General features: G+C 47.4%; 14 protein-coding genes. 9 read left to right on the forward strand and 5 right to left on the reverse strand.

From position 1 onward, the window contains the following. Positions 1-77 precede the first annotated feature (77 nt). From BM202_RS02890 to BM202_RS02900, 3 genes are all read left to right on the forward strand, one after another. The gene (locus BM202_RS02890) at positions 78-1,592 is read left to right on the forward strand and encodes an aldehyde dehydrogenase family protein (RefSeq protein WP_093822945.1); all 1,515 of its coding nucleotides are present in this window, start codon (positions 78-80) and stop codon (positions 1,590-1,592) included. Positions 1,593-1,688: 96 nt separating this feature from the next. Further along, positions 1,689-2,069, forward strand: coding sequence for a DUF779 domain-containing protein (locus tag BM202_RS02895; RefSeq protein WP_093822946.1), 381 nt, complete (start codon positions 1,689-1,691; stop codon positions 2,067-2,069). A gap of 161 nt (positions 2,070-2,230) precedes the next feature. Continuing rightward, positions 2,231-2,665: a DoxX family protein gene (locus BM202_RS02900; RefSeq protein ID WP_093822947.1), complete on the forward strand. Its 435-nt coding sequence runs from the start codon at positions 2,231-2,233 to the stop codon at positions 2,663-2,665. A 180-nt stretch (positions 2,666-2,845) separates the two neighbouring features. On the opposite strand, the gene BM202_RS02905 is transcribed toward BM202_RS02900, so the two are convergent. The 4 genes from BM202_RS02905 to BM202_RS02920 all read right to left on the reverse strand — a co-directional run bounded on the left by BM202_RS02905 (position 2,846) and on the right by BM202_RS02920 (position 7,638). Next, the gene (locus BM202_RS02905; protein WP_093822948.1) at positions 2,846-3,214 is read right to left on the reverse strand and encodes a hypothetical protein; all 369 of its coding nucleotides are present in this window, start codon (positions 3,212-3,214) and stop codon (positions 2,846-2,848) included. Positions 3,215-3,605: 391 nt separating this feature from the next. Then, positions 3,606-5,003: a hypothetical protein gene (locus tag BM202_RS02910; protein ID WP_143100621.1), complete on the reverse strand. Its 1,398-nt coding sequence runs from the start codon at positions 5,001-5,003 to the stop codon at positions 3,606-3,608. A 118-nt stretch (positions 5,004-5,121) separates the two neighbouring features. Further along, positions 5,122-6,174, reverse strand: coding sequence for a spore photoproduct lyase family protein (locus BM202_RS02915; RefSeq protein WP_093822950.1), 1,053 nt, complete (start codon positions 6,172-6,174; stop codon positions 5,122-5,124). A 108-nt stretch (positions 6,175-6,282) separates the two neighbouring features. Beyond that, a complete protein-coding gene (locus BM202_RS02920) occupies positions 6,283-7,638 on the reverse strand; it encodes a hypothetical protein (protein WP_093822951.1) in 1,356 nt (451 codons plus the stop codon). 131 nt (positions 7,639-7,769) lie between these two features. On the opposite strand from BM202_RS02920, the gene BM202_RS02925 reads away from it, so the two are divergent. The 6 genes from BM202_RS02925 (at position 7,770) to BM202_RS02950 (ending at position 12,649) form a co-directional block, all read left to right on the forward strand. After that, positions 7,770-8,873: a LamG domain-containing protein gene (locus tag BM202_RS02925; RefSeq protein ID WP_093822952.1), complete on the forward strand. Its 1,104-nt coding sequence runs from the start codon at positions 7,770-7,772 to the stop codon at positions 8,871-8,873. Between the two features lie 201 nt (positions 8,874-9,074). Continuing rightward, positions 9,075-9,680, forward strand: a complete 606-nt coding sequence (locus BM202_RS02930) for a hypothetical protein (RefSeq protein WP_093822953.1) — start codon at positions 9,075-9,077, stop codon at positions 9,678-9,680. Then, positions 9,677-11,098: a hypothetical protein gene (locus BM202_RS02935; RefSeq protein WP_093822954.1), complete on the forward strand. Its 1,422-nt coding sequence runs from the start codon at positions 9,677-9,679 to the stop codon at positions 11,096-11,098. The genes BM202_RS02930 and BM202_RS02935 overlap by 4 nt, the downstream gene beginning before the upstream one ends. Before the next feature lie 297 nt (positions 11,099-11,395). Continuing rightward, entirely contained in the window at positions 11,396-11,575 is a 180-nt protein-coding gene (locus BM202_RS02940) for a hypothetical protein (RefSeq protein ID WP_093822955.1), read from the forward strand. Between the two features lie 109 nt (positions 11,576-11,684). Further along, on the forward strand, positions 11,685-11,945 hold the full coding sequence (locus tag BM202_RS39005) for a CPBP family glutamic-type intramembrane protease (RefSeq protein ID WP_394333776.1): 261 nt from the start codon (positions 11,685-11,687) through the stop codon (positions 11,943-11,945). Between the two features lie 272 nt (positions 11,946-12,217). Beyond that, positions 12,218-12,649, forward strand: coding sequence for a VOC family protein (locus BM202_RS02950; protein WP_093822957.1), 432 nt, complete (start codon positions 12,218-12,220; stop codon positions 12,647-12,649). Positions 12,650-12,690: 41 nt separating this feature from the next. On the opposite strand, the gene BM202_RS02955 is transcribed toward BM202_RS02950, so the two are convergent. After that, positions 12,691-13,971, reverse strand: coding sequence for a sensor histidine kinase (locus BM202_RS02955; protein WP_093822958.1), 1,281 nt, complete (start codon positions 13,969-13,971; stop codon positions 12,691-12,693). Positions 13,972-14,049 lie beyond the last annotated feature (78 nt).

Consider the following 14,049-nt stretch of genomic DNA (forward strand, 5'->3'; position numbering starts at 1 on the left):
GATAACGTAAAAATAGTTGTACAATTACAGCAAACTTTGTAAAAAAACCTATTAACTCATATAAACCTATTTCGAAAATGCAAACTGCAGAAGCAACGAGCAAAATTGCGCCCCGGCCAATGTTCAAAACTCAGTATGAGAATTATATCGGAGGTAAATGGGTACCACCTGTTGGAGGAGAATATTTTGATAACCAATCGCCGGTAGATGGCAGTTTAATTGCCAAAATGCCCCGCTCGAAAGCGGCCGATGTTGATTTGGCTGTTGACGCAGCCCAAAAAGCCTTTGAAACCTGGGGTAAAACATCCGCTACGGAACGTAGTAAAGTACTGCTGCAGATCGCCGACGTGATAGAGCAAAATCTGGAGTTTCTGGCCCGTGTCGAAACGGTCGAGAATGGCAAGGCACTACGTGAAACAATGGCGGCCGATATGCCACTCGTCGTCGATCACTTCCGCTATTTTGCGGGTGTTATCCGGGCGGAAGAAGGTTCAGCCACCGAACTCAATGCCGATACGTTGTCGTTGATTATTAAAGAGCCAATCGGTGTCGTTGGCCAGATCATCCCCTGGAACTTCCCACTGCTGATGGCAACCTGGAAACTGGCTCCGGCTTTAGCTGCTGGTTGTTGCGTTGTGATCAAGCCCGCCGAGCAAACGCCAACGTCTATCGCCGTTCTGTTCGAGTTGCTGGAAGGTATTGTGCCTCCTGGTGTGGTCAATATCATTCAGGGATTCGGGCCGGAAGCTGGAAAGCCACTGGCGCAGCATAAGCGCGTCAATAAGGTAGCGTTTACGGGCGAAACGACAACCGGGCGTCTCATTATGCAGTACGCTTCGGAGAATCTTATTCCGGTGACGATGGAACTGGGCGGAAAATCACCGAACATTTTCATGAAATCCATCGCTGATCATGACGATGAGTTTTTCGATAAATGCGTAGAAGGTGCCGTGATGTTTGCGCTCAATCAGGGCGAAATCTGTACCTGTCCATCGCGTTTGCTCGTTCAGGAAGACATTTACGACAAGTTTATTGAACGGGTGATTCAGCGCACTAAAGCCATTAAACTCGGTCACCCGCTCGATCCGGAAACGATGATGGGTGCTCAGGCCAGCAACGATCAGTACGAAAAAATTCTTTCGTACATCGACATTGGCAAAAAAGAAGGCGCTGAAGTATTAACCGGTGGTGGTCCGGCCGACAGTGTAGAAGGCGGCTATTACATTCAGCCAACGATCTTCAAAGGGCACAATAAAATGCGGATCTTTCAGGAGGAAATCTTCGGACCTGTCCTATCGGTTACTACGTTCAAAGATGCCGCCGAAGCAGTCGCCATTGCCAATGATACGTTGTATGGACTGGGTGCGGGCTTCTGGTCACGCGATGCGCATGAACTGTACACGATTCCACGGCAGATTCAGGCGGGTCGTGTGTGGGTGAACTGCTACCACGACTACCCAGCTCACGCGCCGTTTGGTGGCTACAAGAAATCGGGCTTCGGGCGTGAAAATCACCTGATGATGCTGAACCACTATCGCCAGGTCAAAAACCTCCTGATCTCGTACAGCAAAAACAAATTAGGTTTCTTTTGATTAATGAGTGAATGAGCGAAAGAATGAATGAGCGACTAGCTGGCGCATCCAGTTTTCGCTCATTCATTCTTTCACTCATTCAAAATTCCAATCACTATGAATCGCGTAGACATCACTCCGGCCGCAGCCGACGTATTGAATAAAATCCGCGATGAGCACGGCCCGTTGATGTTTCATCAAAGTGGAGGCTGCTGCGACGGTTCCTCGCCGATGTGTTACGAAGCCGGTGATTTCATTATTGGCTCGTCGGATGTATTGCTGGGCCAGATTGAGAGGTGCGACTTCTGGATGTCAGGCGATCAGTTTGAGTACTGGCAATACACCCATCTGACAGTTGACGTAACGCCTGGACGCGGAGCCAGTTTCTCGCTCGAAATTCCGATGGGGGTTCGGTTTCTAATTAGATCCCGCCTATTTGAACCCGATGAAATGGCGAATTTAACCCCCATACACGTTGGTCCGCTGGAGGAAGTTTAAGCAATAGAGAGCGCCAAAAGAACGCACTAAAAGTCGGCTTTAACGAGCCGACTTTTTAGTATTCCAACACACTAAAAACGCCAAATAACTATCTGACAATCAGCTTGCTTTTAACAGATCATACTGCTATATTCGACAGTATTCTCTAAACACCTATAGGTATGAACCTGTTACATCGTGTTGAAAACTGGGGTGATACGCATCACCCTGCCTGGACAGATGCGCTGCGAATTGTGCTGGGTATTATTCTGGTATTGAAAGGTGTCAGTTTTATCAGTGACACGGCCTATCTGATGCGTCTGATGGGCGGACTGCATTTTCAGCTTTTTCCCGTAATGGCCGTTCACTACGTAGCCTTTGCTCACTTAGTAGGCGGCTTGCTCATCGCTCTTGGCTGTCTGACGCGTCTGATGGCTATTCTTCAACTGCCCATTCTGGTAGCCGCTGTTTTCTTTGTTAACATTCGTCAGGGCTTCTCACCGCTGAATGCGGAACTTTGGCTGTCACTTATCGTACTGATTCTGTTAATGGTTTTTATCGTACTCGGCTCAGGGAAATTTTCAATGGACGAATACGTTAAGCAACATGCTCATTAACTAATCTGAATTATATCGGCCGGCGATCTGGCAGGATTACTAAAATTAGCCCAAGTCAGAGTTCTCTAAATAGCAAGATCGTGCTGTCTCTGTATAGTAGGCAGAAACAGCACGATCTTGCTTTATATCCCCTGACCTATTTCAATGAACAGTGCAGGACTTCTTATTTACAACAATGGATTAGGCATTTCGTATCATACTGGTATCCAGCCGAATCTGCTTCATGAGCGTTGCGAATGCCTGATCACATTTCTCCTGCGTCTTTCTGGACGCATTATACCGCCGGGTTTCTTTATAAGAAGCATCAAAGGAAGCGCCTTCCTTATTTTTGGTATTTACCAGACTTTGCCAGGCACCTTCATACGTGCTTTTCTCTGGTACAGGGGAATCGCCTTCAGTAAGTTGATCTTCGGGCGTCATTTGTGCAAGTTCATCAACCAGGATCAGGAGTTCATCCAGGCACCCGTCCACCAAAAAAGGTCTATCAGAGAGGGTTTCAATCTCTCTTATTTTAGCTTTAATCCTCTGCACTTGTTCGACTTTAGTCATAATTCAGTTTGTTACATGTGATGAAATATCTCTGCACCAGACACTTAGCTTACTTTGCTTGAGATTGACATCCTTGAGTCATCTGAAGCAGGTGCGGGGCAGTTGTTCAACACGTTACAGTTCACACAGGCAAATATACGCCGAAGCTAGCGTTCGTCCCCTGTTTTACACTGACCATTATAGCGCCTTTGTAATTTATTAGGCGATAGTTTCAATAATACGGCTATCAGAACAAGGCTGAAAACAGTAGATTTATAGCCCCTGATAGAAATAGCGGCCACTTGCGAGGTTTAGATCAAGCTCGACAATTCTGCATTGTTGATAACCCCAAAGCCTGCAATATTCCTGGTTGCACCACAATCGCTTAGCAAACGTACTGATTCACTGTTGTTTATTGAATCACTACATCGCGTTCAAGCGGAATCCCGTCGATAACCGTACCATCTCCACGTACTACCTGTATGGTTAACTGGTAACGCCCGGCTGGCAATGTTCCGGGGAACGTAATTTGTTCAACGCCCGTCGGTGGGTTGCTACCAAACATGATCGTATATACTTGCGCCGGATCGTCTAAACCCGTAAGCCGTAACTGTTTGATTGCCTTACTGTCGTTCTGCGTAAATAAATAATAATTTGCATTGAGGCTGTACGCTACTCCTCTGGTTAGCACAATAGGTGTATCGAACGAATAGGAATCCCCCAATAGATTTTTAAGTGTCGCTTGTCCGGGCAACGACAACGCTTCAATAATCAGCGGTCGAGCCTGATCGCTGATCGTTATGCGCCCGGTCGATGGGGTAGCTATGCCATTGACAAGTAACTGGGCATAATAATAACCGGGTGTAAGATTGATCGCCGTTGGCAGCCGAATACCCGGCTGTTTATCAACGAAACCCAGCGCATCCAACGTCAGTGCTGGCTGATTACGCCCCTGAATTCGAACACTCAATTTATCGTCCTTATAGAAATTCGACCCATACAAAAGATAATCACCCGAGTTGAGCTGGAACGTATAATTGGCGTTAAAATTTGCCTGGGTCGTTCCTTTGAGCAACTGAATGGTTTGAGCCAGGGTAGCCGTTCGTCCATTTGGCTTAGCTAACTCAACCGTATAGTCGCCGGGCTTGTAGTAGGTTTCATAACCATTCAGGTAAATCGACACGATCGTAGCGCCATCTGTTGTAGACGTACGATTGCAAATCGATTCGCGTCCAAACACCACAACACTTGGCTGAACGCGTTCGCCAGATACCTTATTGATAAGCGTTAACGTATTGTTTTGGTAGCCAGATCCGTCGACGTAATTGTACACAGGCAGACATATATAGTTAGTCTGATTGCCAACTGAATAGGCCTGAGGTCCTGATAACGTACCAAATCTCAGATCGCCAGCGGGTTTCAAAACCATTGTATACGTATTGGTTTTGTTGTTGGTAGTGCTAATTAGCAACGGAAAGTTACTGGCAACCGCAAAAATGTCAAGTATATAATCGTTACCATAAGCCACCGTCGTACTGGGTGTTAACGTGAGCGTTGGCTTGAGAAAACTGGCAGAATAGCTTGTCGGGATGGTTACCGTTATTTGTTTGGTATCCTGATTGATCTGGATATTCTGGTCTGGAATGTCAGGAATACGCACGGCCAGAATACGTGGCTCGCCATTAGGGCCAAACCCCGGATCAACCTCATTTTCTTTCTTGCAGGACTGCGTACACAAAAGTAGAGAAAGTCCTAAAAATAGGGCGACGTAGTAAAGACTACTCCGTTGTTCGCTTCGCTGAGTTGACATACGCATCTGCCTGATCACTTATTTTGTTGTAACCAGACAGCTTACCGTTTGTTGTTGAAAAACTCTATTAATATTGAAGCTAAAATGTCCTATTGTGAGCCGTTAACGGGAGAGATGATCAGAAAATATAGCGAATCTCACACCAGGGAATCTCCTCCTGTACCAGGCCTTTGAATACCTCAACCATCTTGCTTTTTAACTGATGAGCGTAGCGAATATTCCATCCCCCAAACTGGCTGACTTTGCTCTCCTGCAACTCGGGCACCCACAGCAATTCCTCGGCTTTTGGATTTATAGCCAGATTCGCCTGGTGCTGCCATTGGTTGTGCGTCAGAAAAATCACTTCAGCTTTGAGTTGTGCCCGGACTTCAGGCCGTAAAGCCGTATCCAGCTGGCGAAATAACTCACGATAGTCGTTGCGCCAGGCTTTTCGGTCGCCATCGGGACCGCTATACACGATAACCGGCGAAAAATTGACGTGCACCTCATAGCCTGCGTCATAGAAGTCATTAATAGCGGCAATGCGTTTCTCAATACTGTCGGTGCGTACATCCACCAGTTTACTAACATGGCTGGGCATTAGACTAAATCGAATGCGCACTTTTCGTTTGGGGTCAAAATCGAGCAGGTCACGGTTGACAAATTTAGTTGCAAACGTAGCTTTAGCCCTGGGATGATCGCAGTAAAATTCGAACACCTGCTGAATGCCCTCCGTCAGATTATAGTCAATCGAAATATCGGAATTACAGCCGATGTCGTATGTCCAGTATGTAGCATCGGTTTGATTAGTGGGCTTAGGCCACGACAATGCCTGAACGTGCTGATCGATGGTTGCCATGTTTTCCTCAACGTTCGTAAACAGCGTAATCGGATTAACATTCTTGTGCCGATCAACGTAGCAGTAGGTGCAGCCGCCAAAGCATCCGTTAGCTAAACTTGGTGCGATATAATCCGCACTCCGTCCACTCCATTTTACATCCCGCGTTTTCAGTTTACCCAGTACGAGCACATCGGATTTAACCTTGAAATGATTCATGCCCAATTCCGGCAGGCGATTGTGCTGTTTCACTTCAAGTCGTTCTGCATCGGGGAACTGCGCCAGTACGGCTTCTCCCCGATCATTAAGAGCATCGGCGGTGTAGAGAATGAGAGACGGTTTGAAATCAGGCATTAATCAGACGTTGAGTATATATTAATAACGCCCGACAACAATGCTTAGTTCAAAAAATTCTTTAGTTAATTGCCTGAACAATAATGACTTATAAAATAAAAATAGATTCTACTCAGTCTTAATTTTAGCAGGCAGAAAATGGCTTGTATTCTTTGTAGACGAGTCAAATTTATCCTCGAAAGCAACGGTTCCATCAGGTTGCAAAAAACGAACGAAATCCACCGACCCAGTTCCTTCGAAGTCATAACTAATACCAATAATATCTTGGGTGGCCGTAGGAATGCGGGTTTCATAGGCTTTTTTACCATCGACAAAAAGTTGGGCATGCCCATTTCGAACGTCACAACGTAGGTCTGTCCACTTCGATAAATCCGTGCCAAAGGCCGACAAATCCATCGTTTTAGCTTCAGCAGAATGCCCCGCCAGGTAGAGCTGCAGATTTCCGATGCATCCTTTCGCCGACAGTGGAATAGAGAAAATCTCATTCTTGCAAAGAATGGTAATTGTAACGTTCTGACAAACGGAGGAACCCTGTTTGACATCGCTTTTCAGCCGTGTTTTCAGCGTGAAATTATCATCTCGAAGGTTCTTGAATTCCCGAACGTAGCGATAGCGAACCGTCGGCGGTTGGGGCTGCATAGGAATGTTATGCTGCTGAATCGTCGCTACCGGCAAGCTCAGGACGCCGTTGCGAATAACCTCGTTTGGCATGACATAAACGGGGACGGGTTCCTGCATAATCGCTACGTGCCAGCCGTCCGACGGAATCAGGAGATCATGTTCCCGAATGATTTGATCGCCCACCACCAGCTTCGCCCGGAAATAGCCGGGATGGTAGTAGATCGAAGTGTGCTCATGACCATTCTTGGGCACGGCCTGGCGTCGGCGCGGGTCCCACGACTGCTGAATAAACACCGAATCGGTTGGCGAAGCGGTGGCGTCGTAATGAAACACAACCGAATTTGGAATGCTGTTCGTGACGTATTGACTGCTAAAGGAAAAATCTTCGGGCGAAAGTGGGGCGCGTTTGACGTAATTCAGAAAAAACACCGACACACCGGCTAGCCCAACAAGTAGTCCCGCCCCAAGCCACCAGCGCTTTAAAGTAGATCGATGTTCTGAACGAACCGGCTCCGATGTAAGGGGATCAGCAATATCAGAAGCCGACTCTTTCGCTGTTGGTTCTGGCTGCGACAGGCGTTTAAAGTGCGGCCAGTTTTCGTATCCCACAAACTGGACCAACGTAGTCAGTGTCGTAGCAGTAGGTGCGGATTCGTACTTCACCCGCCCCCACACCCGCTTGAGTGTCGTAACACTTAGTGACACGCCTGTTTGCTCGGCAATACGTTCGCTAAGCCGCTCAAAATCCTGCGTTGCCCAACTGTCACTACGTCCCCATCCCACCTTCTCTTCGATCAGTCGACGACAGCGGATAAGCTCCCGATCTTCCTGCTGGGTTATCATTTCGTCTCTCTATCAGTCAGTTACCCGTTTGTATAAATTTGAACGCAAGTTGAACAACATTGAATGGCTCGATTTCCCGAAAGTTCGCAGGTTTGTTCCCGTTCATTCTACCAAATGTACTGAAACAACCCATGAAAGCTCTATTGCTCATCTTAGTATTCGCCAGCCACTACACCCTCGCTCAAACGACTGTTCCTTTCGATGAATCCCATTGGGCAATTGCGGGTAAAATGACGAAAGAAACATTTCAGGGAAAAGACGGCATTCGCCTGACAGACGGGAAGATAGTTCTGAAAGACAGTACGTTTACCAATGGCATAATTGAATTTGACATGACGCTTACGAATACCCGCTATTTTCCTGGATTTGGTTTCAGAATGCAGGACAACAACAATTATGAAGACGTCTATTTACGGCCGCACCGGATGAACAATCCCGATGCGATGCAATACATGCCGGTTTTTAACAGTCAGGAATCCTGGCAACTTTACCACGGCGATGGCTATTCGGCCACCGTAACGTATTCCTTAGATGAGTGGATTCATATTAAACTGGTGGTTCGGTGTTCGCAGGCAGAGGTGTATGTAGGCGATCAGCGTAAGCCTGCGCTGGTGATTCACCATCTAAAACGGGAAGTCAAACCCGGCCGAATAATGTTAGACAACGGCGCACCAGCTCCCGCCATCGCCCGGTTTGCCAACTTCCAGTACACCAAATCGGACAACCCGACAATGGTAGGGACGTTCAAGCCCGAAGCGTCCGCCCAACCCGGCACCATTATGAGCTGGCAGATTTCTACTACGTTCAACGAGAAGCAACTCCAAGCTGACTACTCCATTCCGCAGGATCTGGCAAGCCGTTTAACATGGCAGGCACTTCCAGCCGAACCGTCTGGCCTTATCAACTTATCCAGAATCAGGAAATTAAGCGAAGCGGCCAACGCGGTTTTTGCGAAGGTGACCATCCTGTCGGATAAGCCGCAGATCAGGAAATTCCAGTTTGGCTTCAGCGACCGGGTCAAGGTCTATTGTAACGGTCGATTGCTGTATAGCGGAGAGGATGTTTTTCTGTCCCGCGACTACCGATTTCTGGGGACCATCGGTTATTTCGACGAGGTTTATCTGGACTTAAAGAAGGGCAAAAACGAACTCTGGATGGCTATCTCAGAAGACTTCGGAGGTTGGGGCCTCAAAGGAATCATTGCCGATCAGGCTGGTCTTACGATTGAACCATAAAAGCACGTAGCAGGAATCTTCAATTTGCCTGACGTCCACTGGTAAACTCATCATTAGTTTACTAGTGGAGGCTTTTTTATAAGCCTAAGCAGCAGTAGACGCTTTATTCATTAAAACTCTAAATCCCTATTTGATATCTATATTCGTTCAAGAAAGTTGTCCAAAAAACCAATCAAACAGGCGACTCAGGCAATTATTAACATGCGTAAACCTTCGGCGACTCCGCTTTATAAAGCGCGTATTTCGACCAACGCCCGGCAATTCTGGTTCACGCAGATAATTTATCTGATGGCGGGTAGCCTTACCCTTTTCGCTATTCTTAGCCTACCAAGGAACGGTAAATGGCTCAGCACCACTATTGACCGATTCTATAACCAACGACAAAAATTAGGTAAGCAAACGGATGTGGCTACCCGAAAACGGGAAGGATATGGCGACGCTTATATATACACCGAGCTAATCCGGCAACGCTGTCAACCAGACGATTACTTTCTGGTTCCTCCACAACAATACCTGATTCGAAATGCGTATCAGCAAGGCAAATCGACGGGGTATGCCTGGTTATATCCGAGCGTTTTGTATTACCATTTGGGCAAAGCGGTTCATTTGCTGGATATGACGGCTCCGGATTCGCTGCTGCAACGGGCGACGCATACGTTCTGGGTCTACGAGAACAAGATTTTCTTACTGACCTTCAAAGAGCATAACCGGCCGCTGGTTCTTGGCGAATTCAGAAAATACGACCCTCACTTTTTTGCGTACACGCCCAAACAGGCTCGGGCCTACTACACCCAATCAAAGCCATGAGCCTGTCAATTACGCTTGTCATTGTCGCTCAGTTTCTGATTGGCTTTGGCGTGGTTACCCGTTTGCGTGTTGCCACCAATGGGTTTAGCTTAGCAGGGTTATCCATGCTAGCGGGCATGGGAGTCAGTTCTGTACTGCCCTTCATCGTGCAGTTTGTACACCTGCCTATTGCGCCAAAGTCTGTATTTTTTGGTCTGGGACTTGTGGCACTTTTGTCGCTGTTACTGCTACGTGGTCAGTTGATTTATCTACGCGAAATAGCTGCCTGGAGTCGGCTTTCGGTTCGTCTGTGCGAACTGCCCTTCCTGGCATTCTGGGCGTACCTGTTGTTCATCAGCGCCTGGAAATGTGCCTGGTTTCCAAACCAGCCGTTCGATACCATCGTTGGGCCAGATCTGGTTGCTACGTTTGCGGTTAAGGAGCATACCCTTGTCTCGTCGGTATTTACCGAGCATTTGTCTTCTGTCTCGGTTTTCAGTAACCAACCGTTCTACGCACCATTCACGGCCATGCAGCAGGTCATTTATCTATTGGCCGCAGAGGGTCATGGCCCGTTTGCGTTCGGAAAAGTGTGGCTTACCGTTCTGGTGGTGGCCTTTGGCTTATTTTTTTACGGTGAATTACGCGAACGAATCCATCCGCTCCTGGCGGGGATTTTAGTAACCCTGCTGGCCTGTGCACCCGAATTATTTGCTTATACCTTGCTGGTCCAGACGGACTGGGCGAATGCTGCCTTTTTTGCGGCTGGCGTTATCTTGCTGGAACGCTACCTTGAGTCGGCACAGCGTGGGTACCTGACAGGCAGTGCGTTGTTGTTCGCTATGGCTTGCTGGACCCGTACCGAAACCATTTTCTTCGTACCCATTGGTTCACTGTTGGTGTTTGCCAAAACGATTCGATCATCACCGGCAACCGCAATCAAGCGGTCAGTCGGCCTTTTTTTAGCGTGCCTTCTTCCGGTTCTTTTCTGGAACTACAGCTTTCTACGTGGCTACGTACCGCTACCTCCTCACGCGTCATTAGGATCAATACATGGCATTACGGAAGGTTACGTTCCTCATCTCCTTCAGATTTATAAGAGTATGAACGCACAGGTAGTTTTCGACGCCGATTACTGGAACTATGCCGTACCTATCTTCCTGTTCCTGACCGTGCTCAATGTCATTAGTTTTCGCGACAAACATGGACTGAGCCTGCTTATCTGGATAGCTGCCGTCTATATTCTATTTGGCTTATTTATTCAGCACATTGATGGTGCCAACGTTCCCTACACGTTCCGTCGGGGATTTTTCAAATTGTTGTTTCTGATGTATGTTTATCTCGGCACAACAAGCTTATTTCGCTGGTTGTCGACCTGGCTTTATCGGTGGGAAGGACGACCGGATAACTCAACGGTTAGCGTAAAGGCGGGTTCTTAAAGTTGGGCGTATGGTTTCGTTCGGTACAACTGATTCGCCAGCATGAACGTACCATCACCTAGTAGCGAATCAATTCATTTAAACGTTTTGGTTAATCATAACTTCACGCTTCTCACATTTTTTTACCTGTAACTAACTCATATTCTAGGAAATGTCGTTCTGTCTTTTTGTGCATTATGCTATATTAGGCGGTCAATCCCGCATACGTATAATACGTATTTCTGGAGACAGAGCTGATGCTCCATTTCCATAATGTCAACCAACACATTAAAGCAAATAGCCAGATCTAAACCTGCTATGAAACAACTTGTACTTCCTATTTTCGTATTTGCCTTGTTGGCTTTTGCTTTTTCATGGGCAGTCAATCAATTCTTACCAGCGCTTACCTGGTTCGACATTGATGTGAAAGAAATTATGACAGGGTTTGGCCCTGCGCTGTCTGGCTTGATCTGTTACCGAATTTTTCGGCATTCCTAATACGTTCAAACTGTCTTTGGTTGGAACCAAACCAGCTGTAGTTGGTGGAATTGTTTTTTTGAGTCTCCTGCTTCCGGTTTTACTCAGCCATCAGGCCGATAAAGTTGGGATGACAGGCCTTGTTTTATCTCAATTCATCTACACGTTGGGGGAAGAGTTTGGTTGGCGACATTACCTGCAAAACGCGGTAGCGAGTTTAACCAAATGGCAACAAGCCCTGATAATCGGAACGATATGGTTTTTCTGGCATTATGCCATCCTGAACGACCCGACAACGATGTTAACCGGAAAACCTGTCCCTTTTTTTATGTCGGTATTCCTTTATTTGTGGGCTTATTGGTGTTGCTTTCCAAATTATTCGGCGATATAGTGGTACGGACCCAGGCGGTTTTATTACCTGTTGTGCTGCACTTCATTGGCAAAGTGAGCAATGGATATATTCTGCTGGGTTCCTACATTCTTGTCGTGGCAATCTACCTGATGTGGAATAGGATTGAGTTTAGAAAGCAATCTTTAAGTTAAATAACTTGAGTAATTAACTACTACTTATTTCGACTTGCGGCCCAGGGAGAACAGCCCCGTAAAGGCCACTTGTGATGACTTAAGTGAACGGATAGCAGATAACCAGTAAAGTAAACCAGTATGACACAGGTAGCCGTAAAGCTTAATCCTCATCTTTTCTTTGGCGGCAATTGCCAGGAAGCGATGGAGTTTTATAAGGGTGTTTTTGGGGGAGAATTGATATTGGCTCCTTATGGTGATGGCCCTGCCGACGCTCATAAAGACCCTAAAGCCAACAGTGCGGAGATGAAGGCAAAAATTATGTATGCCAAGTTAAGTGGCGACATTGTGCTTTTGGCGAGTGATAATCCCCATCACACTGACGCCAAAAACACCGGGCAGTTTGGTTTGTCACTGGAAAGCCCCGATGAGATTCGTTTAAAACGATACTTTGAAAAACTTGCCGAAAAGGGTCAGATAACGGCGCCCCTCATCAAACAGTTTTGGGGCGATACATTTGGTATGGTAACTGACCAATTCGGTGTAAACTGGATGGTTACCATTACTACGTGAGAGTTTAGGCCTGCCCAGAGCCCCATTGTCCCCTGATTGACTCACTCAAATTCGATCAGAAATTCAGTCCAGCCGGTTTCGTTGGTTTTTAGCGAGAATGAAAACTGGTGATTCAGCAGGACTTCGCGGGTGAGCGTCAGGCCAATGCCTTGTCCATCGGGTTTAGTGCTGTAGAATGGGTTAAACAGATTGACTGCCAGTACCTCGGGAATCGGTTCGCCATTATCGCGTATAAGCACGTAGCGGGTAGTGCTGATCACTTCCACCTGCTGCCCCGGTTCACAAGCTTCGAGGGCGTTTTTCACTACGTTGACCAGTACCTGTTCCATTTGCTCGACATCCACCAGGCGAATATTCTCTTCGTTGCTAATGCTAATCAACGAAACGTTGCGGGCAACGGCCTGCGGCTGCATCAACCGAATTACGCTACGTACCATAGCGCTCACATCCATAGCCCGCTTTTGGGGCTGAGGCAGGCGCACTACGTCGGCAAACCGGCGCATGAAGCGATTCAGACGATCGTTGCGTTCGATGGCTACCCGAACGGCATGTTTCACATCGGGCTCATCCACATACGACTGCGTGACGTCGAGAATCGAGTTGACCGCGCCGATGGAGTTGTTCACCTCATGCGCCATCATCCGAATCACTTTGCTGTAGGCTTTTTTCTCGGAAGCCAGAATCTCCGGCGTCAGTTCTTCAATCATCAGGAACGATCGCCGGAAACCACGATCCATGAAGAATGAACGTAGCACTTTATAGGTTTCCAGGCCGTTCGGCTTCATAATCCGCGACTCACCATCTCCCATATCGGCGAGTTGAGCCAGCAACGAATACCCTATTTCAGCCAGTTCTTTGCCCACTACGTCGTCGGGCTGCACAGAAAGTAGCTGGCTAGCCCTGGGATTAACCGACTCAATTCGATCATCGAAATCAAAAATCAGGATAGCAATGGGGGCAGCATCAATGAGTTTGTTCAGGAAAAATTGTTGTTCCACCTGCCGCGTGCGCTCCTGCCGGAGCTGGTCAATCATGAGGTTATAGACGGTTATTAATTCATCGACTTCCCGATTGCCGGTTGGTACAAATTTGACGGTAAAGTCTTTGTCACGAATGGCTTCAATGCCCGACGCAATAAATTCGGAGGGTTGCTGAAATTGCCGGTAAATGCTGATAGCGAAGTAAAGAGACAATAAAAGCCCTAGTTCACTGGCAATGAACAGCGGTTTGTTTTGCTGAAGTACCAAAAATAGCAGCGCGGTAATTGCCAGATGAACAGCAATCATGTAAAGCAAGTAGCGGGAGCGAAAACTGACGTACATAAGGGCAGGGAGCAGGAAGCGCGGTGCAGGGATTATTGGGCTTGGCTTTTCCATGCACCATGCTCCTGGCTCCCTGCT

Source organism: Spirosoma endophyticum (assembly GCF_900112365.1).
Classification (GTDB): Bacteria; Bacteroidota; Bacteroidia; order Cytophagales; family Spirosomataceae; genus Spirosoma; species Spirosoma endophyticum.

What these genes read in the sequence shown, in the direction of transcription:
- BM202_RS02915 (WP_093822950.1), bottom strand. Translation starts at nt 6,174, where the DNA reads ATGCCTGATTTCAAACCGTCTCTCATTCTCTACACCGCCGATGCTCTT.
- BM202_RS02940 (WP_093822955.1), top strand. Translation starts at nt 11,396, where the DNA reads ATGAAACAACTTGTACTTCCTATTTTCGTATTTGCCTTGTTGGCTTTT.
- BM202_RS02895 (WP_093822946.1), top strand. Translation starts at nt 1,689, where the DNA reads ATGAATCGCGTAGACATCACTCCGGCCGCAGCCGACGTATTGAATAAA.
- BM202_RS02890 (WP_093822945.1), top strand. Translation starts at nt 78, where the DNA reads ATGCAAACTGCAGAAGCAACGAGCAAAATTGCGCCCCGGCCAATGTTC.
- BM202_RS39005 (WP_394333776.1), top strand. Translation starts at nt 11,685, where the DNA reads ATGACAGGCCTTGTTTTATCTCAATTCATCTACACGTTGGGGGAAGAG.
- BM202_RS02925 (WP_093822952.1), top strand. Translation starts at nt 7,770, where the DNA reads ATGAAAGCTCTATTGCTCATCTTAGTATTCGCCAGCCACTACACCCTC.
- BM202_RS02920 (WP_093822951.1), bottom strand. Translation starts at nt 7,638, where the DNA reads ATGATAACCCAGCAGGAAGATCGGGAGCTTATCCGCTGTCGTCGACTG.
- BM202_RS02905 (WP_093822948.1), bottom strand. Translation starts at nt 3,214, where the DNA reads ATGACTAAAGTCGAACAAGTGCAGAGGATTAAAGCTAAAATAAGAGAG.
- BM202_RS02930 (WP_093822953.1), top strand. Translation starts at nt 9,075, where the DNA reads ATGCGTAAACCTTCGGCGACTCCGCTTTATAAAGCGCGTATTTCGACC.
- BM202_RS02910 (WP_143100621.1), bottom strand. Translation starts at nt 5,003, where the DNA reads ATGTCAACTCAGCGAAGCGAACAACGGAGTAGTCTTTACTACGTCGCC.
- BM202_RS02955 (WP_093822958.1), bottom strand. Translation starts at nt 13,971, where the DNA reads ATGTACGTCAGTTTTCGCTCCCGCTACTTGCTTTACATGATTGCTGTT.
- BM202_RS02935 (WP_093822954.1), top strand. Translation starts at nt 9,677, where the DNA reads ATGAGCCTGTCAATTACGCTTGTCATTGTCGCTCAGTTTCTGATTGGC.
- BM202_RS02900 (WP_093822947.1), top strand. Translation starts at nt 2,231, where the DNA reads ATGAACCTGTTACATCGTGTTGAAAACTGGGGTGATACGCATCACCCT.
- BM202_RS02950 (WP_093822957.1), top strand. Translation starts at nt 12,218, where the DNA reads ATGACACAGGTAGCCGTAAAGCTTAATCCTCATCTTTTCTTTGGCGGC.